This is a genomic window from Pseudomonas sp. KBS0710, assembly GCF_005938045.2.
Lineage (GTDB): Bacteria > Pseudomonadota > Gammaproteobacteria > Pseudomonadales > Pseudomonadaceae > Aquipseudomonas.
Map to the genome: position 1 here is coordinate 5,343,156 of NZ_VCCF02000001.1, position 19,699 is coordinate 5,362,854.

At 61.7% G+C, this 19,699-nt stretch carries 19 protein-coding genes and 1 pseudogene; 16 read left to right on the top strand and 4 right to left on the bottom strand.

Annotation, left to right across the window (positions count from 1 at the left end; translation table 11 throughout):
• Positions 1-157: 157 nt before the first annotated feature.
• The 5 genes and pseudogenes from FFI16_RS30970 to selO all read left to right on the top strand — a co-directional run.
• Positions 158-913 (top strand): annotated as a pseudogene (locus tag FFI16_RS30970) (MCP four helix bundle domain-containing protein); the annotation flags it as partial.
• Positions 905-1,768, top strand: a complete 864-nt coding sequence (locus tag FFI16_RS30975) for a methyl-accepting chemotaxis protein (RefSeq protein ID WP_371923633.1) — start codon at positions 905-907, stop codon at positions 1,766-1,768. The pseudogene FFI16_RS30970 and the gene FFI16_RS30975, both read left to right, overlap by 9 nt.
• A 229-nt stretch (positions 1,769-1,997) precedes the next feature.
• On the top strand, positions 1,998-3,740 hold the full coding sequence (locus tag FFI16_RS24455; protein WP_138817174.1) for a potassium/proton antiporter: 1,743 nt from the start codon (positions 1,998-2,000) through the stop codon (positions 3,738-3,740).
• A 56-nt stretch (positions 3,741-3,796) separates the two neighbouring features.
• A complete protein-coding gene (gene mscK / locus FFI16_RS24460; protein ID WP_138817175.1) occupies positions 3,797-7,135 on the top strand; it encodes a mechanosensitive channel MscK in 3,339 nt (1,112 codons plus the stop codon).
• A gap of 48 nt (positions 7,136-7,183) precedes the next feature.
• The gene (gene selO / locus FFI16_RS24465) at positions 7,184-8,647 is read left to right on the top strand and encodes a protein adenylyltransferase SelO (RefSeq protein ID WP_138817176.1); all 1,464 of its coding nucleotides are present in this window, start codon (positions 7,184-7,186) and stop codon (positions 8,645-8,647) included.
• 5 nt (positions 8,648-8,652) lie between these two features.
• Here the strand turns inward: selO and FFI16_RS24470 are convergent, their stop codons facing one another.
• Positions 8,653-9,054 (bottom strand): type II toxin-antitoxin system HigA family antitoxin, encoded by a 402-nt coding sequence (locus FFI16_RS24470; protein WP_099487833.1) that lies wholly within the window; start codon positions 9,052-9,054, stop codon positions 8,653-8,655.
• Positions 9,051-9,347 (bottom strand): type II toxin-antitoxin system HigB family toxin, encoded by a 297-nt coding sequence (locus FFI16_RS24475; protein ID WP_058422389.1) that lies wholly within the window; start codon positions 9,345-9,347, stop codon positions 9,051-9,053. Before FFI16_RS24475 ends, FFI16_RS24470 begins: the two co-directional genes overlap by 4 nt.
• A gap of 235 nt (positions 9,348-9,582) precedes the next feature.
• Between FFI16_RS24475 and trxC the strand changes: the two genes are divergently transcribed.
• Entirely contained in the window at positions 9,583-10,017 is a 435-nt protein-coding gene (trxC, locus tag FFI16_RS24480; protein ID WP_138817177.1) for a thioredoxin TrxC, read from the top strand.
• Positions 10,018-10,142: 125 nt separating this feature from the next.
• Here the strand turns inward: trxC and FFI16_RS24485 are convergent, their stop codons facing one another.
• The gene (locus FFI16_RS24485; RefSeq protein WP_138817178.1) at positions 10,143-10,364 is read right to left on the bottom strand and encodes a DUF6124 family protein; all 222 of its coding nucleotides are present in this window, start codon (positions 10,362-10,364) and stop codon (positions 10,143-10,145) included.
• 393 nt (positions 10,365-10,757) lie between these two features.
• On the bottom strand, positions 10,758-11,528 hold the full coding sequence (locus FFI16_RS24490; protein ID WP_017138539.1) for a ParA family protein: 771 nt from the start codon (positions 11,526-11,528) through the stop codon (positions 10,758-10,760).
• 317 nt (positions 11,529-11,845) lie between these two features.
• On the opposite strand from FFI16_RS24490, the gene FFI16_RS24495 reads away from it, so the two are divergent.
• From FFI16_RS24495 to FFI16_RS24540, 10 genes are read left to right on the top strand one after another with little or no spacing between them, the layout of a single operon-like run.
• Positions 11,846-12,565, top strand: coding sequence for a beta-ketoacyl synthase chain length factor (locus FFI16_RS24495; RefSeq protein ID WP_138817179.1), 720 nt, complete (start codon positions 11,846-11,848; stop codon positions 12,563-12,565).
• Entirely contained in the window at positions 12,541-13,353 is an 813-nt protein-coding gene (locus tag FFI16_RS24500; protein WP_138817180.1) for a 1-acyl-sn-glycerol-3-phosphate acyltransferase, read from the top strand. Before FFI16_RS24495 ends, FFI16_RS24500 begins: the two co-directional genes overlap by 25 nt.
• Positions 13,331-13,600, top strand: a complete 270-nt coding sequence (locus FFI16_RS24505) for a phosphopantetheine-binding protein (protein WP_138817181.1) — start codon at positions 13,331-13,333, stop codon at positions 13,598-13,600. The genes FFI16_RS24500 and FFI16_RS24505 overlap by 23 nt, the downstream gene beginning before the upstream one ends.
• 9 nt (positions 13,601-13,609) lie before the next feature.
• Positions 13,610-13,864 carry an acyl carrier protein gene (locus FFI16_RS24510; protein WP_138817182.1) on the top strand — a complete coding sequence of 85 codons (255 nt, stop codon included), beginning with the start codon at positions 13,610-13,612 and terminating at the stop codon, positions 13,862-13,864.
• Entirely contained in the window at positions 13,861-14,406 is a 546-nt protein-coding gene (locus FFI16_RS24515) for a hypothetical protein (RefSeq protein WP_138817183.1), read from the top strand. The genes FFI16_RS24510 and FFI16_RS24515 overlap by 4 nt, the downstream gene beginning before the upstream one ends.
• Positions 14,403-16,073 carry an acyl-CoA synthetase family protein gene (locus tag FFI16_RS24520; protein ID WP_138817184.1) on the top strand — a complete coding sequence of 557 codons (1,671 nt, stop codon included), beginning with the start codon at positions 14,403-14,405 and terminating at the stop codon, positions 16,071-16,073. Before FFI16_RS24515 ends, FFI16_RS24520 begins: the two co-directional genes overlap by 4 nt.
• Entirely contained in the window at positions 16,066-16,800 is a 735-nt protein-coding gene (locus FFI16_RS24525; RefSeq protein WP_138817185.1) for a glycosyltransferase family 2 protein, read from the top strand. The genes FFI16_RS24520 and FFI16_RS24525 overlap by 8 nt, the downstream gene beginning before the upstream one ends.
• Positions 16,797-17,732 carry a glycosyl transferase gene (locus FFI16_RS24530; protein WP_138817186.1) on the top strand — a complete coding sequence of 312 codons (936 nt, stop codon included), beginning with the start codon at positions 16,797-16,799 and terminating at the stop codon, positions 17,730-17,732. Before FFI16_RS24525 ends, FFI16_RS24530 begins: the two co-directional genes overlap by 4 nt.
• Positions 17,713-19,257: a histidine ammonia-lyase gene (gene hutH / locus FFI16_RS24535; RefSeq protein WP_138817455.1), complete on the top strand. Its 1,545-nt coding sequence runs from the start codon at positions 17,713-17,715 to the stop codon at positions 19,255-19,257. The genes FFI16_RS24530 and hutH overlap by 20 nt, the downstream gene beginning before the upstream one ends.
• On the top strand, positions 19,250-19,675 hold the full coding sequence (locus tag FFI16_RS24540; RefSeq protein WP_138817187.1) for a thioesterase family protein: 426 nt from the start codon (positions 19,250-19,252) through the stop codon (positions 19,673-19,675). Before hutH ends, FFI16_RS24540 begins: the two co-directional genes overlap by 8 nt.
• Positions 19,676-19,699 lie beyond the last annotated feature (24 nt).

Sequence of the window (19,699 nt, forward strand, 5' to 3'; positions counted from 1 at the left end):
ATCTGGTTCCTGAATCCGCCCAACCCCTCGTCAGATGCGACAAAAGCGCGCGCCCCCTTAAGACTTTAGTCGCATGGCCGATACGCAATGCACACCTCGTCTCATGGCCGCACGGATCGCGCTTCTCCCCCAGGATTCCCGCATGTCTCTTCGTAATATGAATATCGCTCCGAGGGCCTTTCTTGGCTTTGCGTTTATTGGGGCACTGATGTTGTTTCTCGGTGTGTTCGCCCTGAACCAGATGAGCAAGATTCGCGCAGCCACCGAAGACATCACCGAGTCCAGCGTGCCAAGCATTCGCGCCCTAGACGAATTCACCCAGCTGACATTGCGCTTGCGCGTGCTGTCGTACCGTTTGCTCACCAACCGCGAGCCGGACGTGCAGCAAAAGACCCTGGAAGCTTTTGAGCTGCGTAACCAGCAGATCCGTGCTGCCCAGGGCGTCTACGAAAAACTCATCGAAAGCGGCGAAGAACGCACCGCCTACAACGAGTACGTGCGTTTGCTCGGCCAGTACCATCAGATCGAGGAGCGCATGAAGAGCCTGTCGCGCGACAACCAGATCGATGAGCTGCGCGCCATGCTCAACACCGAATTGCTGAGCAATTCCGAGCAAGTCAACGCAGTGCTGACGCGCCTGCTGGACATCAACAACCAGATGGCCAACGCCACCAACCAAGAAGCCAAAGACCAATACGATATGGCCTTTAAGCTGGTAGTGGGCCTGCTGATCATTGCCACGGCGCTGACCCTGCTGTTTGCCTGGCTGCTGACCCGCAGCATCACGCTGCCTATCGCCCAGGCCCTGGAAGCTGCCGAAGAAGTTGCCGAAGGCAACCTCACCCGCCCGATCAAGGTAGACGGCAACGACGAAGCCGGCCGCCTGCTGGCCGCCATGGCCAAGATGCAGGACAAGCTGCGCGACACCCTGCAGCGCATCGCCGGCTCCGCCACCCAACTCGCCTCGGCCGCCGAAGAGCTGAACGCCGTCACCGACGAAAGCGCCCGTGGCCTGACCCAGCAGAACAACGAAATCGAACAGGCTGCCACCGCCGTCAACGAGATGACCAGCGCCGTCGAAGAGGTGGCACGCAATGCGGTGAGCACCTCCGAAGCCTCACGCGCCGCCACCACCTCTGCCGGTGACGGCCGTGACCTGGTGCAGGAAACCGTCAGCGCCATCGAGCGCATGAGCGGCGACGTGCAAGCCACGGCCACTTTGATCGGCGACCTGGCCAATGAGTCCCGCGATATCGGCAAAGTGCTCGACGTGATTCGCGGCCTGGCCGACCAGACCAACCTGCTGGCCCTGAACGCCGCGATTGAAGCGGCGCGTGCCGGCGAAGCCGGTCGTGGGTTTGCGGTGGTGGCCGACGAAGTGCGCGCCCTGGCCCATCGCACCCAGCAGTCGACCAGCGAGATCGAGCGGATGATCGGCAGCATCCAGACCGGCACCGAGCACGCCGTGGACTCGATGCGCAACAGCACCGAACGTGCGGAGTCGACGTTGAACATCGCCAAAGGCGCGGGGATGTCGCTGGACACCATCAATACCGCGATTGTGGAGATCAACGAACGCAACCTGGTGATCGCCAGCGCGGCCGAGGAGCAGGCGCAAGTGGCGCGGGAAGTGGACCGCAACCTGGTGAACATTCGTGATTTGTCGGTGCAGTCGGCTACCGGCGCCAGCCAGACCAGCGCGGCGAGCAGTGAGTTGTCGCGCTTGGCGGTGGACCTGAATGGGATGGTGGGGCGCTTCAGGCTCTAACTGACACCGGTGATCCCTTGTGGGAGCTGGCTTGCCTGCGATAGCAATCTAACAGTCAATAACCCCAGTGACTGATACACCGCTATCGCAGGCAAGCCAGCTCCCACATTTGATCAGCGGCGCCCACAAAAGCTTTTTGACAGCACAGCAATTCAACAGGTTAGAATCGCTGGCACGCAGACTGCATGGTCAGTTTGCGCCCTGTCTTCCCAGCTCTGGAGTACTGCCTTTGAATGCGACGACCATCAACAGCCTGTTCTTGATCGGCGCGTTGCTGGTGGGTGCGAGCATTCTGGTGAGTTCTCTTTCCTCACGCTTAGGCATCCCGATTCTGGTGATCATCCTGGCCGTGGGCATGGTCGCCGGCGTCGATGGCGGCGGCATCATCTTTGATAACTACCCAACCGCGTACCTGGTGGGCAACCTCGCGCTGGCCGTCATCCTGCTCGACGGCGGTTTGCGCACACGGGTGGCGAGTTTCCGCGTGGCGCTCTGGCCGGCGTTGTCGCTGGCCACGGTGGGGGTGTTGATTACCACCGGCCTCACCGGCATGGCGGCGGCCTGGCTGTTTGACCTCAATATCATCCAAGGCTTGTTGATCGGCGCCATCGTCGGCTCCACAGACGCCGCAGCGGTATTCTCGCTGCTGGGCGGCAAGGGCCTGAACGAGCGGGTGACCGCCAGCCTGGAAATCGAATCCGGCAGCAACGACCCGATGGCGGTGTTTCTCACCGTCACCCTGATCGACATGCTTGCCAGCGGCCAGACCGGCCTGCACTGGAGCCTGCTGACTCACCTGATCCGCGAATTCGGCATCGGCGGCATCGTCGGCCTGGGCGGCGGCTGGCTGATGTTGCAGATGGTCAACCGTATCAACCTGGCCACCGGCCTGTACCCGATCCTGGTGATCGCCGGCGGCCTGGTGGTGTTCGCCCTGACCAACGCCCTGCACGGCAGCGGTTTCCTCGCCGTGTACCTGTGCGGCCTGGTGATCGGCAACCGCCCGGTGCGCAGCCGTCATGGCATTTTGCATATGCTCGACGGCATGGCCTGGCTGGCACAGATCGGCATGTTCCTGGTGCTGGGCCTGCTGGTCACGCCCCATGACCTACTGCCCATCGCCTTGCCGGCGCTGGGCCTGGCGCTGTGGATGATCCTGTTGGCGCGGCCGCTGTCGGTGATGGTCGGCCTGCTGCCGTTCAAGGCCTTCCACGGTCGCGAAAAAGCCTTTATCGCCTGGGTCGGCCTGCGCGGCGCGGTGCCGATCATTCTGGCGGTGTTCCCGTTGATGGCCGGCCTGCCGCACGCACAGCTGTACTTCAACCTGGCGTTTTTTATCGTGCTGGTCTCGTTGCTGGTGCAAGGCACCAGCCTGCCGTGGGTAGCCAAGCTGCTGAAAGTCACCGTGCCGCCGGACCCGGCGCCTATCTCCCGTGCGGCGCTGGAAGTACACGTCACCAGCGAGTGGGAGCTGTTCGTCTACCGCCTGGGCGCGGAGAAATGGTGCATCGGCGCCGCCCTGCGCGAGCTGAAAATGCCCGAAGGCACGCGCATCGCCGCGCTGTTCCGTGGTCAGCAACTGCTCCATCCGTCGGGTAGTACGGTGCTCGAAGTCGACGATTTGCTCTGCGTGATCGGCCACGAACACAACCTGCCGGCCCTCGGCAAACTGTTCAGCCAGGCACCACAACGCGGCCTCGACCTGCGCTTTTTCGGCGATTTCGTGCTCGAAGGCGACGCCCAGCTGGGCGCGGTCTCCGCCCTGTACGGGCTCAAGCTCGACGGCATCGACCCGGACATGCCGCTCAGCAGCTTCATCACCCAAAAGGTCGGCGGCGCGCCTATCGTCGGCGACCAGGTGGAGTGGAACAACACAATCTGGACCGTCGCGGTCATGGACGGGAACAAGATCGGAAAAGTCGGCGTCAAATTCCCCGAAGGAAGTCGTCCAGGCCCTGGACTCTTCCTCTAAACTGCGGGGCTATGGCGCCACGCCACCAGCCTCTTTACCTTGCTCGACCGGTATCCATGACCCTACTGCGCACCTTTTTAGCCACTGCCCTGCTGGGCCTGACCCTTTGCGTGGGCAACGTTTACGCCGCCGACCCGCCCAGCGCCGATGCCATCCAGCAAAGCCTGGACAAGCTGCCCGACCGCAAGCTGCCCGACGCCGACATGAAGGCGTTGCAGAGTATCCTGCAACAGACGTTGACGTACCTGGGCAACAAGCAGGATTACGAGCAGCGCCTGGTCGACCTCAAGCGCCAACTGGCGGAGGCCCCGCGCCAGACCACCGACAACCAGCGTGAACTGGTGCGGCTCAAGGCGACTAAAATCGTCCCCGTGGCCCAACGCTATGCCTCGCTGCCCGTGCCGCAACTTGAGCAACTACTGGTGCAGCGCAGCACCCAGCAAGGCGACCTGCAAAAAGAGTTGGCCGAAGCCAACAGCTTGACCATCGCCGCCCAAACCCGTCCCGAGCGCGCCCAGACCGAAATCAGCAGCAGCCAGACGCGCATCCAGCAGATCAATTCGATCCTCAAGGCCGGTAAAGACAACGGCAAAAGCCTCAGCGGCGACCAGCGCAACCAACTGAATGCCGAACTTGCGGCTCTTAATGCCCTGATCCCGCTGCGCCGCCAGGAACTGGCCGGCAACAGCCAACTGCAAGACCTGGGCAACAGCCAGCATGACCTGGTGGTGGAAAAGACCGCGCGCCTGGAACAAGAGATCCAGGACCTGCAAACCCTGATCAACCAGAAACGCCTGGCCCAGTCCCAGCAGACCGTGACCCAGCAGTCCATCGAAGCGCAAAAGGCCGGCGGCAGCAGCCTGCTCGCGACCGAAAGCGCGGCCAACCTCAAGCTCTCCGACTACCTGCTCAAAAGCACTGACCGCCTCAATGACCTGACCCAGAAAAACCTGCAGACCAAGCAGCAACTGGACACCGTCACCCAAAGCGACTCGGCCCTGGACGAACAGATCAACGTGCTCAAGGGCAGCCTGCTGCTGTCCAAGATCCTCTACAAACAGAAGCAGGCACTGCCGCGTCTGACCGTCGACCGCAACCTGGCGGACGACATCGCCAACATTCGCCTGTACCAGTTCGAGGTCAACCAGCAACGCGAACTGATCAGCACCCCCAGCACCTACGTGGATAATCTGCTGGCCAATCAGCCGTCAGATGAGGTCACACCGCAACTGCGCCGCACCTTGCTGGAGCTGGCGATCACCCGCAGCGACCTGCTCGAACGCCTGAGCCGTGAGCTGAGCGCGCTGCTGAACGAATCCATCACCCTGCAACTGAACCAGAAACAATTGCTCAGCACCGCCACCAACCTGCGCGCGACCCTCGACGAGCAAATGTTCTGGATCCCCAGCAACAAGCCGCTGGACACCGAGTGGCTGGAAACCGTACCCGACCACCTGACCAAGCAAGTCACCACCCTGCCGTGGGCTTCCAGCGTCAGCGAACTGTATGACGGCCTGACCCAGCGCCCACTGCTGTTCTTGCCGTTGCTGCTGTTGATTGGCGCACTGCTGTGGCGGCGTAAAGCCTTGTACGCGCGCCTGAAAAAGATCCACCTCGATATCGGCCACTTCAAGCGCGACAGCCAATGGCACACGCCGGTGGCCATCCTGGTGAATATCCTGCTGGCGCTGCCGGTGGCCCTGGCGCTGGCATTGTGCGGCTACGCGCTGCAAATCGACGCCCGAGGGCAAAACGCCAACTTGGGCGCGGCCTTGCTGCTGATCGCCCAGGCCTGGCTGGTGTTCTACACCGCCTACCGGATTCTCGCGCCGGGTGGCGTGGCCGAACTGCATTTCCGCTGGGAAAAGCCCCAGGTCGAATTCCTCCAGGGCTGGATCCGCAAACTCGGGCTGGTGGTGCTGGCGCTGGTAGCCGTAGTGGCCATCGCCGAACACCAGCCGGCCGCGCTGGCCGACGACGTGCTGGGCATCGCCGTGGTGCTGACCTGCTACGCGCTGATGGCCTGGCTGCTGAGCCGCCTGCTGCTGCACAGCCCGACCCACGAAAAAGCCTCACTGTTCCGTAAGGCTGTGGGCCTGGTATTTACCGCCCTGCCCGTCGCGCTGTTTATCGCCGTGTGCTTTGGCTACTACTACACCGCGCTCAAACTCAGTGACCGGCTGATCAACACCCTGTACCTGCTGATGTTCTGGCTTGTCATCGAGGCCACCTTTGTACGCGGCCTCGGGGTTGCTGCACGGCGCCTGGCCTATGCCCGCGCCCTGGCCAAACGCCAGGCCGCCAAGGAAGCCGGCGATGGCGAAGCGGTGATCGAAGAGCCGACCCTGGACATCGAACAGGTCAACGAACAGTCCATGCGCCTTATCCGCCTGGCCTTGCTCGGCGGCTTTATCGCCGCGCTCTACTGGGTGTGGAAAGACCTGATCACCGTGTTCTCCTACCTGGACAACGTGACCCTCTACGAATACACCAGCGGCACCGGCGCCAATATCAGCATGGTGCCGATCAGCATCGGCGACTTGCTCGGCGCCTCGATCATCGTCGGTATCACCTTCGCCCTGGCGCGCAACCTGCCCGGTTTGCTCGAAGTGCTGGTGCTGTCCAAGCTGGACCTGGCCCAAGGCAGCGCCTATGCCACCACCACCTTGCTGTCCTATGTGATCGCCGGCGTCGGTTTCGTCTCCACCTTGTCCACCCTCGGCGTGAGCTGGGACAAGTTGCAATGGCTGGTGGCGGCGCTGTCGGTGGGGTTGGGCTTCGGGATGCAGGAGATCTTCGCCAACTTTATCTCCGGCATCATGATCCTGTTCGAACGCCCGGTACGCATCGGCGACACCATCACCATCGGCAACCTGTCGGGCACGGTAAGCAAGATCCGTATCCGCGCCACGACAATCACCGACTTCGACCGCAAGGACATCATTGTTCCGAACAAGACGTTTATCACCGGGCAATTGATCAACTGGTCGCTGACCGACACCATCACCCGCGTGACGCTGAAGCTGGGCGTGGACTACGGCTCCGACCTGGATCTGGTGAAGGAACTGTTGCTCAAGGCCGCGCGCGAAAACCCGCGCGTGCTGAAAGAGCCGGAACCGCATGTGTACTTCCTCAACTTCGGCGAAAGCACCCTCGACCACGAACTGCGCATGCACGTGCGCGACCTCGGTGACCGCAACCCGGTGATCGACGAGGTGAACCGCTTTATCAACCGTGAGTTCAAGAACCACCACATCAACATCTCGTTCCGCCAGATGGAGGTCTACCTCAAGAACCTCCACGGCCAGGAATACAAACTGGTGGAAGTCGACACTCCGGCCAAACCCGCCAACGACGGCGGCGTGCAAGAACCGCCGCCGAGCAAACTCGACTAAACGCCCTGTCCCCAGCAGAATGCTCGGACATTCTGCTGGAGATGGCCGGTGAAAGCCCTCGACGAACTGACCTTCGACAACCGCTTCGCACGCCTGGGCGACGCGTTCTCAACCCACGTACTGCCGGAGCCTCTCGACGCGCCGCGCCTTGTGGTGGCGAGCGATGCCGCCATGGCCTTGCTCGACCTCGACCCGGCCGTGGCCGAAACGCCGGTATTTGCCGAGCTGTTTGGTGGTCATAAACTGTGGGCCGAAGCAGAAACGCGGGCGATGGTCTATTCCGGGCACCAGTTCGGCGGCTATACCCCACAACTGGGCGATGGCCGCGGGTTGTTGCTGGGTGAGGTGTACAACCAGGCTGGCGAGCATTGGGACCTGCACCTCAAGGGCGCCGGGATGACGCCGTACTCACGCATGGGCGATGGGCGTGCAGTGTTGCGCTCTTCGATTCGTGAGTTTCTCGCCTCCGAAGCCCTGCATGCCTTGGGCATTCCCAGCAGCCGCGCCTTGTGCGTGATCGGCTCCGACACGCCGGTATGGCGTGAGAAACAAGAGCGTGGCGCCATGGTGCTGCGCCTGGCTCACAGCCATATCCGCTTTGGGCATTTCGAGTATTTCTACTACACCAAAAAGCCCGAGCAGCAGGCTGAACTGGCCGAACACGTGCTTAACCTGCACTACCCCGAGTGCCGTGAACAGCCCGAGCCGTACCTGGCAATGTTCCGCGAAATCGTCGAGCGCAATGCCGAAATGATCGCCAAATGGCAGGCCTATGGCTTCTGCCACGGCGTGATGAATACCGACAATATGTCGATCCTGGGCATCACCTTCGACTTCGGGCCGTTTGCGTTTCTGGATGACTTTGACGCGCACTTCATCTGCAACCATTCGGACCATGAAGGGCGTTACTCCTTCAGCAATCAGGTGCCGATCGGCCAGTGGAACCTCAGCGCGCTGGCCCAGGCGCTCACGCCGTTTATCAGCGTCGACGCGTTGAAAGAAGCCCTGGGCCTGTACCTGCCGCTGTATCAGGCGCACTACCTGGACCTGATGCGTCGCCGATTAGGGCTCACCACCGCCGAAGACGATGACCAGCCACTGGTGGAACGCTTGCTGAAACTGATGCAGAACAGCGGCGTGGACTACACGCTGTTCTTCCGGCGCCTGGGTGATGAGTCGGCGGCGCTGGCCGTAGCGCGCTTGCGCGATGACTTTGTCGACCTCGCCGGGTTTGATGCCTGGGCCGAACAGTACAAGGCTCGTGTCGCACGGGATGGCGATTACAGCGAAGAGCAACGCCGTGAACGCATGCACGCGGTTAACCCGCTGTACATCCTGCGCAACTATCTGGCGCAAAACGCCATCGCTGCTGCCGAGTCAGGCGATAACAGCGAAGTGCGGCGCCTGCATGAGGTGCTGAGCAAGCCTTTTGAAGAGCAGGCCGGGATGGAGCAATACGCCCAGCGGCCACCGGACTGGGGCAAGCATTTGGAGATTAGTTGTTCTTCATAACGGCACTAAATGAAGGTTTCGACCGTTACGCCAAAACGTTCGGCCAACCAACGAATTTGCCGCAGGTTGAGCTTACGCTTGCCACTCAGAATTTCCGAAACAACCGACTGTGTGCCTACACCAGGCAGATCACTCTGGTTCAAACCGTGCTCGCGCATCATTGCGCGCAGCACGTCGGCACCACTGGCAACGGGCATTGGCCGGTGCTCATGATCGTAGGCTTCAATCCAATCACTGAGAATATCCACCAGGCTCATCAGCGGATTTGACTCGTCCTCCCCGATCAGATCCAGCAGTTCGTCGAGAGCAGTCACCAGCACGTCATAATCCGCCTCGTTTTTAGGCTTGCGCAGTAAAGGTGAAACAAATTGCCAATGTTCAGCAGCGAGCCGAATGAGTGCGCTCATCTGATTTTCTCCTTCCAGTTGTCCCGTTCATAGTCGCGGTGATCTAACAGATACTTGATGTAAATTCGTTGCTTTTGGTACCGCACGAAAGCGATTAGCCTCAGCTTGTTTCCCCCAATGTCGAACACATGGAGCTGCCCAACTTTATCCGTTGCGGGAAAAATGCCTTTCATAGAAGCGAAGTCAGCCGGGCTGTTGCGCTTTATCCGGCGATACCACTCATCTAAAGCACTTGCTGAACGCGGCCACTTTTCCTTTGCTTCCCAAATCCTTTTCTCACTGATCACTCGCATGCAACATCCTTATCGCATCTTGCTATGAAGGTTAAACCCGTTTCCCGACTATCGCAATTTGCGATAACCGCAAACAGACAGATGGCGCAAAACAGAACACGCTCGAACAGCCTAGATACTGGGCCTCTCATCGACACGGGCAAACTGTGAGCGGATGAGTCACTTGCTGCGCATCTTGATAAACCCCGGACCTGGCTCCAAATACAGTCTATTGGCCGTACCTAAGGAGCCCACCATGTCCGAATCTCTTGTAATCCCCTGCCCGCATTGCAACGGTCTCAACCGCATCCCCGGCGAGCGCCTGGGTGATGCGCCTAAATGCGGGCGCTGCAAGCAGCCTGTGTTGTTGAACAAGCCTTTCGAGCTGAAACAAGGCGACTACGCCAGCCAGATCAAGGGCGACCTGCCGTTGCTGGTGGATGTGTGGGCTGAATGGTGTGGGCCGTGCAAGTCGTTTGCGCCGGTGTTTGAGCAGGCGGCTGGGCAGTTGGAGGGTAAATGCCGGTTGGCCAAGCTTGATAGTGAGGCTAATCAGCAGCTGTCGGCGCAGTTGGGGATTCGCTCGATTCCGAGTTTGATTCTGTTCAAGAACGGCCGTGAAGTGGCACGCCAGAGTGGCGCGTTTCCGTTGCCGCAGTTGATGAGCTGGTTGCGTAGCCAAGGGGTGTAAACCAGTCCCTCAAGCAACGGGGTCAAATGTGGGAGCTGGCTTGCCTGCGATGGCATCACCTCGGTCCAACTGATAGACCGAGTTGTCTGCATCGCAGGCAAGCCAGCTCCCACACTGACCGCGTTTTAGGCTCGGGCTACGGGGGCTTCGCGGTCCATCATCTGGCCTACGAGTTGTACGCCGAGTTCGCTTAATTGATGGATGGCCAGGGCCACGTCGCGGTGCTCGCCGGTGAGGTCGTTGGATAGCTTGAGTAACAGCGTACGGACGGAAGAGAAGGTTTCGTAGCTGTTGAGTACGAGGGTTTCGGTAGGGAGGTTGGGTGCAACGGTATAAAGGTTAACCATGAATCGTCTCCGAGCAGGAGCCGCAACCAGCCGCTACTAAACGGAGGGTGGCAGCTGTACGCAGGTTAGTAGACCGGGGAGACTCACCGGCGCGCTCGAAAGCGCCCTCCGTACAGCCACCATCAAATACAGGACAGTCCTGATCAATGATTTGCTGTACGTCTCACCACGGGCTACTAAACCCGATCACTGAACATTCAGTGACCCGATAACCTTAGAGACGCCCATCCAGACGCACAAGCCGGGCGATTCTGGCTTAGCTGTAGGCAACGATACAACCCACAACCCCATTTGCCAGACCCTTCCTACAGCCTTCGTAGGAACAATCCAAATCCCCCTGCTGAAACACAAAAACAAATGTGGGATCACAGGGGACTTGCATCGCCTGTAAAATCAGGCATTTTCCAGCAGGTTATGCAGCTCCACAAACTGCAACGTCAGCTTATGCCGTGGGTCCAGGTGGATCAGCGGCTTGCTCTCCTGGTGCGACTCGCGCATGCGCACCGAGCTGGCCAGGTACACCGGCAGTACCGGCAAACCTTCTGCAATCAACTCATCCAGCATCTGCTGCGGCAGGCTCGCACGGGCCTGGAACTGGTTGACCACGATGCCTTCCACTTCGAGGCCTTCGTTGTGGTCTTCCTTCAATTCTTCGATTTCACGCAACAGGCCATACAGCGCCTGGCGTGAGAAGCTGTCGCAATCAAACGGGATCAGCACACGATCAGCGGCAATCAACGCCGAAACCGCATAAAAATTAAGTGCCGGCGGCGTATCCAGGTAAATCCGGTCGTAATCTTCGCTCAACTCATCCAGCAGCTTTCGCAGCTTGTTGATCTTGTGCTTGGCTTCAAGCTTGGGCTGCAAGTCCGCAAGCTCGGCGGTCGCGGTGATCACATGCAGGTTGTCGAACGGCGTTTCGTAGATATCCACCTGGTTTTTCTTCGAAAATGGCCCGGAAGACAGGGTTTGCTTGAAGAAGTCGGCAATGCCCATCGGGATATCGTCGCCGGTCAGCCCCGTGAGGTACTGGGTTGAGTTGGCCTGTGCATCGAGGTCCACCAACAGGGTCCGATAGCCTTCGCTGGCGCTCACCGCCGCCAGGTTGCAGGCAATGCTGGACTTGCCAACCCCGCCTTTTTGATTGAACACCACACGCCGCATGGAAAAAACCTCCGTGTATCAATGAATGTCCGAGTGTAGAGGGCAAAAGCGCCTGTTAGCTACCTCGTTCATCCATGCACTGGCGCATCAGCCGCCGCACAAAAGGAAGAGTCCTACAATCCACACACGGCGCGGGTAAAGGACAATCTGTAAATCTTTCCGGGCAAATTGTATTCACTCGTGAACAATTCTTTACCAAAGTTTGCTAGAACCCCACGGCACCGGGATAATGCGCGCCATTCGGCCATGGTTCCCTGTCCCGGTATTCGGGGCCAACGGCTGCACATGGAAGCCCGCAGGGGCGGGATAACTTCTCAGTGATCACTTTCAATATCGACCAATGGCGCGCCTGGGCTCCGGGCCTGGAGACTGCGCACGACTGGCGCGCCTGGTGCCAGGCCCCGGTGGTGGTGCCCGCCAGCGATGCGTCGCCCGATGTGTCCTTCCTGCCCGCCATGCAGCGCCGCCGCCTGAGCCGGCTGGCGCGCATGGCGTTCAGCGTGGGCTGGCCATTGGCCGAGGGCCGGCAAGACCTGCCGCTGGTGTTTATTTCCCGGCACGGCGAAACCCCGCGCACCCTCGACATCCTCAGCGACCTGGCCAACGACGAGCCGCTGTCGCCCACCCAGTTCAGCCTGTCGGTGCATAACGCGGTGATTGGCCTGTGGTCGATCCTGCGCAATGAGACCTGCGAAATGACCGCCCTCGCCGCCGCCGGCGACGGCCTGGAACACGGCATGCTCGAAGCGGCCGCGCTGCTCAACGAAGGCGCGCCGGCGGTATTGCTGGTGATCACCGAAGAACAACCGCCTGCGGCCTACGCCGACTGGATCCATGATGTGCCCTTCCCCTACGCCCTCGGCTTGCTGCTGACCCCGGGCGACGAGTGGCGACTGGAACTAAACAGCGGCGCTGTCCAACTCACTCAAACCCAGTGGCCACACGCCCTGAACCTGCTGCGCACCCTGCTTACCGAGCAGGCCACCTGCCAACATGCCTGGAAGAACCGTGTATGGAACTGGCAACACAAGCCCTGACCGACAAGCCACGGGACGCCTACTACTGGCGCCTGTTCGCGACCGCCGCGAGCTTCTTCTGCTTTGGCGTCGGCGGGCTGTGCCTGCGTTTGCTGGTGTTCCCGCTGCTCAGTTGCCTGCCAGGCAGCGCGGCCAAGCACCAGCGCCGCGCCCGCCACACCATCAGCAAACTGTTCTGGCTGTTTATTCGCCTGATGCAACGCGCCGGTGTGTTGACCTACAGCGTTGAAGGCGCCGAAAAACTCGGCCGCCCAGGTCAGATGATCGTCGCCAACCACCCGTCGCTGATCGACGTGGTGTTTTTGATCGGCCTGATGCGCCAGACCAACTGCGTGGTCAAGCAGAGCCTGTTCCAGAACCCGTTCACCCGTGGGCCGGTGCGCGACGCCGGTTACATCAGCAATGACGGCAGTGCCGATATGCTCGATGCGGCGGCCGATGCGCTGCGCGAAGGCCAGACGCTGATCATCTTTCCCGAGGGCACGCGCACCACGCCCGGCGCACCACCGGCCTTTCATCGCGGTGGCGCCGCCATTGCACTGCGCGGTGCGACAATCATCACCCCGGTGGTGATCAAGGTCAGCCCTACCACCCTGACCAAGGCCGAACCCTGGTATCGCATTCCCAAGCGCCGTTTTCACTTCAGTTTGCGCGTAGGTGCCGATATAGACCCACAGGCGTTTGCCACACTGGGGCCCGCGCCCCAGGCTTCACGCAAGCTCAACGACTACCTGCATCACTATTTCATTAAGGAGCTCGCCGAAGATGAGCGACCAACACCGCCTTGAGCACGACATAAAGGTGCTGATCATCGAGGCCCTGGGCCTGGAAGACATCAGCCCCGACGACATTGGCAGCGACCAGACCCTGTTCGGCGAAGGCCTGGGCCTGGATTCGGTGGACGCCCTGGAGTTGGGCCTGGCGATCCAGAAAAAGTACGGCATCAAGATCGATGCCGACGCCAAAGACACGCGCAATCACTTCACCAACGTGGCCAGCCTTGCGGCATTCGTCACGGCCAAAAAGGCAGCTTGAGACCGGACCATGCAAACTCGTGACGATATTTTCAACACCCTGCGCGATGCCTTGGTGGAGCTGTTTGAACTGCCGCCTGAGCGCGTCACCCTTGACGCCAACCTGTACCAGGACCTGGAAATCGACAGCATCGATGCCGTGGACCTGATCGACCATATCAAGCGCAAGACCGGCAAGAAGATCGCCGCCGAAGAGTTCAAGGCGGTGCGCACCGTCAACGACGTGGTTGAGGCGGTGTACCGTCTGGTCCAGCCTGCCGCATGAGCCGGCTGATCGGCCTTGGCCTGTTGCTGGCGGGGCTGCTGTACCCTTTTGCGGTGTATTACGGCACCGAGCACTTCGCGCCGTGGCAATTCGGTTTGCTGCTGGGCAGCCTGTGGCTGCTGCGTGCGCTGACTGGTGCGCGGCGCCCAGGCAGCCGCTGGATGGCCGTGGCGGTGATCGTGTTCTGCCTGCTGCTGGCTTGGTTCGACAACCCGCAGTTGCTGCGCTGGTACCCAAGCCTGGTCAGCGCGTTCATGCTGGCGCTGTTCGGCCTGAGCCTCAAATACGGGCCGCCGATGGTCGAGCGCCTGGCGCGCATGACCGACCCGCAGCTGCCGCCCAAAGCAATTGTGTACACGCGCCAGGTCACCGTGGTGTGGAGCGTGTTTTTTCTGTGTAATGGCTTGCTCGCCGCCGCCCTCACGCTGTGGGCGCCGCTGAGCTGGTGGACGTTGTACAACGGCCTCATCGCCTACGGGCTGATGGGGCTGCTGTTTGCCGTGGAATGGCTGGTACGACAAAGGGTTCGAGGCCGCGTATGAATGGGTTGAAACTTGAGCACTTGCTGCTTGAGCCGCTGGAACAACGTTCGGTCACCACCGAACCTGCGATGAATCACGCCCAACTCTGTGAGCAGGCCCTGAGCCTTGCGGCGGGCCTGCAGGCGCGCGGCATCCAGCGCTTGGCGGTACACCTGGAAGATGCAGGCGTGCTGGCCATTGCCCTGCTGGGCGCCTGGCGTGCCGGGGTCAGCGTGCTGTTGCCTGCCGACCTGCAACCGCAGACCCGCCAACGCTGGGACGACAGCGTAGACGCCTGGCTGGTTGAGGCCGCCGATCTGGACGCGCTGTCTCAAGCGCCGTTGAGCCCTGCCGCGCTCGACCTCGACGCCTGCCAATTGAGCCTGTGCACCTCCGGCTCCAGCGGCGAGCCCAAACGTATCGACAAGACCCTGCGCCAACTGGCCAACGAAGTGGCGGCGCTGGAAGCGCTGTGGGGCACCGACCTCAAAGACGCCTGCATCATCGGCAGCGTGGCCACCCAGCACATCTACGGTTTGCTGTTTCGCGTGTTGTGGCCGCTGTGCGCCGGGCGCACCTTTGTGCGCAGGCAACTGGCCTTCCCTGAAGACATGCAGCGCGCCAGCCGCGAGCATGGGCAATTTGCCTGGGTCGCGAGCCCCGCGCTGCTCAAGCGCATGGGCGACAACCTCGACTGGCCCGCGCTGAGCCAAGTATCGCGGGTGTTCTCATCCGGCGGCGCGCTGCCGGTGGAAGCCGCCGGCAGCCTGTACGACCGCTTGCAGCAATGGCCGACGGAAATCCTCGGCAGCTCGGAAACCGGCGGCATCGCCTGGCGCCAGGGCGCACAGCCGTGGCAGCCGTTTGCCGATGTGGAACTGAGCCAGGATGCCGACGGCGCCCTGCGCATTGCCTCACCGTACCTGCCGGCCGGGCATATCGAACAAACCGCCGACGCGGCGCGCATTCATTCCGATGGCCGCTTCGAACTGCTCGGGCGCCTGGATCGGATCGTCAAACTGGAAGAAAAACGCATCTCCCTGCCCATGCTCGAACAGGCACTGCTGACCCACGCCTGGGTCGCTGAAACCCGCCTGGGCGTGGTGCAGGAAAACCGCGCCTCACTCGGCGCGCTGGTGGTGCTGAGCGGCGATGGCCTGCATGCGCTGCGCAACCAGGGGCGCCGCACCGTCACCCAAACCCTGCGCGATCATTTGAGCCAACATTGCGAAGCCCTGGCCCTGCCACGGCGCTGGCGCCTGCTGCGCCAATTGCCGCTGAACAGCCAAGGCAAACTGCCCCAGGCTGACGTAGAAGCATTGCTGCTGGCACCACGGCCAAAGGCGCCGCAGGTGCTGGAGCAAGTCGAAGCCAACGGCGAATGGACCCTGCAACTGAGCATCCCGCCGGACCTGGCCTACTTCAGCGGCCACTTTCCGGTCACGCCGGTACTGCCGGGCGTTGTGCAGGTGGAATGGGCCTTCAACCTTGGCCAGCAACTGCTGGATTTACCCGAGACCTTTGCCGGAATGGAAGTGCTCAAGTTCCAGCAACTGGTGCGCCCAGGTGACCAGATCGAACTGCACCTGCGCTTTGATCAAGAGCGCGGCAAGCTGTATTTCGCCTACCGCAACGGCATCGCAGCCTGCTCCAGTGGCCGGATCCAACTGGTAAGCGCGCATGCATAACCCCTGCGCCCTCATCCCGGTCTACAACCACGAAACCGCCGTACCCGCCGTGGTGCACAGCCTGTTGAACAGCGGCCTGCCGTGCTTGCTGGTCGATGATGGCAGCAACCCGGTGTGCGCGGCGGTATTGGCGCAACTGGCAACGCTCGATCATGTCACCTTGCTGACCCTGCCAAACAACCAAGGCAAAGGCGGCGCCGTCATGGCCGGGTTCCGCGAAGCCGCGCGCCTGGGCTTTACCCACGCCCTGCAAGTGGACGCCGACGGCCAGCACGACCTGCGTGAAGTCGACGGCTTCCTCGACGCCTCGCGCACGCACCCAAACGCCGTGATCTGCGGCTACCCCGAATACGACGACAGCGTGCCCAAAGGCCGCTTGTACGCACGCTACCTGACCCACGTGTGGGTGTGGATCAACACCCTGTCACTGCAGATTCGCGACTCGATGTGCGGTTTTCGCGTGTACCCGCTGGCACCGACCCTGGCGTTGATGGATTCGGCGTACATCGGCACGCGCATGGATTTTGACTCCGACATTCTGGTGCGCCTGGCCTGGCGCAACCAGCCGATGCGCTGGCTGCCGACCCAAGTGCATTACCCCACTGACGGAGTGTCGCACTTCCGCCTGTTCCGCGACAACGTACGCATCAGCGCCATGCACACCCGGCTGTTCTTCGGCATGCTGGTACGCGCGCCGATGATTGTGTGGCGACGGTGGCAGGCATGAGCGACAGCACCAAACACTGGGCCGATCGCGAAGAGCGCGGCAGCTTCTGGCTGATGAAACTCACCGCCGTCGCCGCCAAAGTGCTGGGCCGTCGCCTGTTGAGCCCGGTGCTGTACGGCATTGTTTTGTACTTTTTCCTGTTCGGCCGCACAGCGCGCCAAAGCGCCTGGGAATACCAGCAGCGCCTGGCCGACTGGAGCGGGCGCGACGCATTGCGCCCCAGCCATAAAAGCGTGTTCGCGCAGTTCATGGCCTTCGCCGACTCCCTGCTCGACAAGCTCGACGTGTGGAACGGCAAGCTGCGCATCGAACAGATCGAAATCAACGATCCGGCGCAATTGCGCGGGCAGTTGCGTGGCGAGCGCGGCCAGATGCTGGTGGGCGCGCACTTGGGCAACCTTGAGGTATGCCGCGCACTCGCAGAGATTGGCGAGCAAGTCACCATGAACGTGCTGGTGCACACCAAGCACGCTGAACAATTCAACCGCTTGCTGGGCGAAGCCGGGGCCACGCATTTGCGCCTGATTCAGGTCAGCGAGCTGGACCCGGCGACCATGTTGCTGCTCAGCCAGCGCCTGGACGAGGGCGAGTGGCTGGCGATTGCCGGTGACCGCGTGCCCCTGCACGGCGGGCGCAAGGTGCGGGTGGATTTCCTCGGGCATGCCGCCGCCTTTCCCCAAGGCCCTTGGCTGCTGGCCGGCCTGCTTAAATGCCCGGTCAACCTGCTGATGTGCCTCAAACACAATGGCCGCTACCGCCTGACTATCGAGCCGTTCGCCGCCTTGATCGAATGGAAGCGCAGCACCCGCGAGCACGTCATTGCCCAGTGGACCGCCCGCTACGCCGCACGCCTGGGCGATTTTTGCCTGGAGGCACCCCAACAATGGTTCAACTTTTACCCTTTCTGGAAGACTGATGACCCCGCATCTTGAGCCGGTAATTTTTGGCGAACGCCACCTGCCTATCGAAGACGTGCTGGCCCTGGCCAACCGCCAGGCGCCCACGCAATTGCAGGCTGACGCCGCTTATCGCCAGCGCATCGCCAAGGGCGCGCAGTTCCTCGACTCGCTGCTGGACAAGGAAGGCGTGATCTACGGCGTGACCACCGGCTACGGCGACTCCTGCGTGGTGGCGGTGCCATTGCAGCACGTCGAGGCGTTGCCGCGTCACCTCTACACGTTCCACGGTTGCGGCCTGGGCAAGTTACTCGACGCCCAAGCCACCCGCGCCGTGCTCGCCGCACGCTTGCAGTCGCTGTGCCATGGCGTGTCCGGTGTGCGTGTGGAGCTGCTGGAGCGCCTGCATGCGTTCCTGGAACACGACGTGCTGCCGCTGATCCCGGAAGAAGGTTCGGTGGGCGCCAGCGGTGATCTGACGCCGCTGTCCTACGTGGCTGCGACCCTGTCCGGTGAGCGCGAAGTGCTGTTCCGTGGCGAACGCCGCCAGGCCGCCGACGTGCACCGCGAACTCGGTTGGGAACCGCTGGTGCTGCGGCCCAAGGAAGCCCTGGCCTTGATGAACGGCACCGCTGTGATGACAGGCCTTGCCTGCCTGGCCTTTGCCCGCGCCGACTACCTGCTGCAACTGGCCACGCGTATCACCGCGTTGAACGTAGTGGCGCTGCAAGGCAACCCGGAACACTTCGACGAGCGCCTGTTCGCCGCCAAGCCGCACCCGGGGCAGATGCAAGTGGCCGCCTGGCTGCGCAAGGACCTGGCGATTGATGCGCCGACTGCGCCGCTGCACCGCTTGCAGGATCGCTACTCGTTGCGCTGCGCACCGCATGTGCTGGGCGTGCTGGCCGACAGCCTGAACTGGCTGCGTTCGTTCATCGAAATCGAACTGAACAGCGCCAACGACAACCCGATCATCGACGCCGAAGCAGAACGCGTGCTGCACGGCGGGCACTTCTATGGCGGGCATATCGCCTTTGCCATGGACAGCCTCAAGACGCTGGTGGCCAACGTCGCCGACCTGCTCGACCGCCAGCTCGCGCTGCTGGTGGATGTGCGCTACAACCATGGCCTGCCGAGCAACCTGTCCGGCGCGCCAGCCGACCGCGCCATGATCAACCACGGCTTCAAGGCCGTGCAGATCGGCACCAGCGCCTGGACCGCCGAAGCGCTGAAAAACACCATGCCGGCCAGCGTGTTCTCGCGCTCCACCGAGTGCCACAACCAGGACAAGGTGAGCATGGGCACCATCGCCGCCCGCGACGCGATCCGCGTACTGGAGCTGACCGAACAGGTCGCCGCCGCCACCTTGCTCGCCGCCAACCAAGGCTTGTGGCTGCGCGCCCAGGCTGAAGACGCGCGCCCCCTGCCACCGGCCTTGGCGGCCATGCATATCGAGCTGACCAAAGACTTCCCGCCGGTGATCGAAGACCGCGCACTGGAAGGCGAACTGCGCCTGTGCCTCAAACGTATCGCCGAACAACACTGGAGGCTGCATGCGTAGCCAGGGCGTGTTGCATTGCGACACCGAGATCCTCGTGCCGTTTTTTGATATCGACACCATGAATGTGGTGTGGCACGGGCATTACGTGAAATACCTGGAAGTGGCGCGCTGCGCGCTGCTGGACAAGCTCGGCCATAACTACACGGCGATGCTCGAATCCGGCTACGCCTGGCCGGTGATCGACATGCAGCTGCGGTATGTGCGCGGCGCAGTGTTCGGCCAGACCATCAACGTGCGCGCCAGTTTGGTGGAATGGGAGAACCGTTTGAAGGTGAACTACCTGATCACCGACCTGGCCACTGGCGAACGCCTGACCCGCGCCAGCACTGTGCAAGTGGCGGTAGAAATCGCCAGCCGCGAGATGCAACTGGCCTCCCCCGCAGTCTTCACCAACGCCGTAGAGAGAGCCCTGAAATGAGATTCAGTGTGGGAGCGGGCTTGC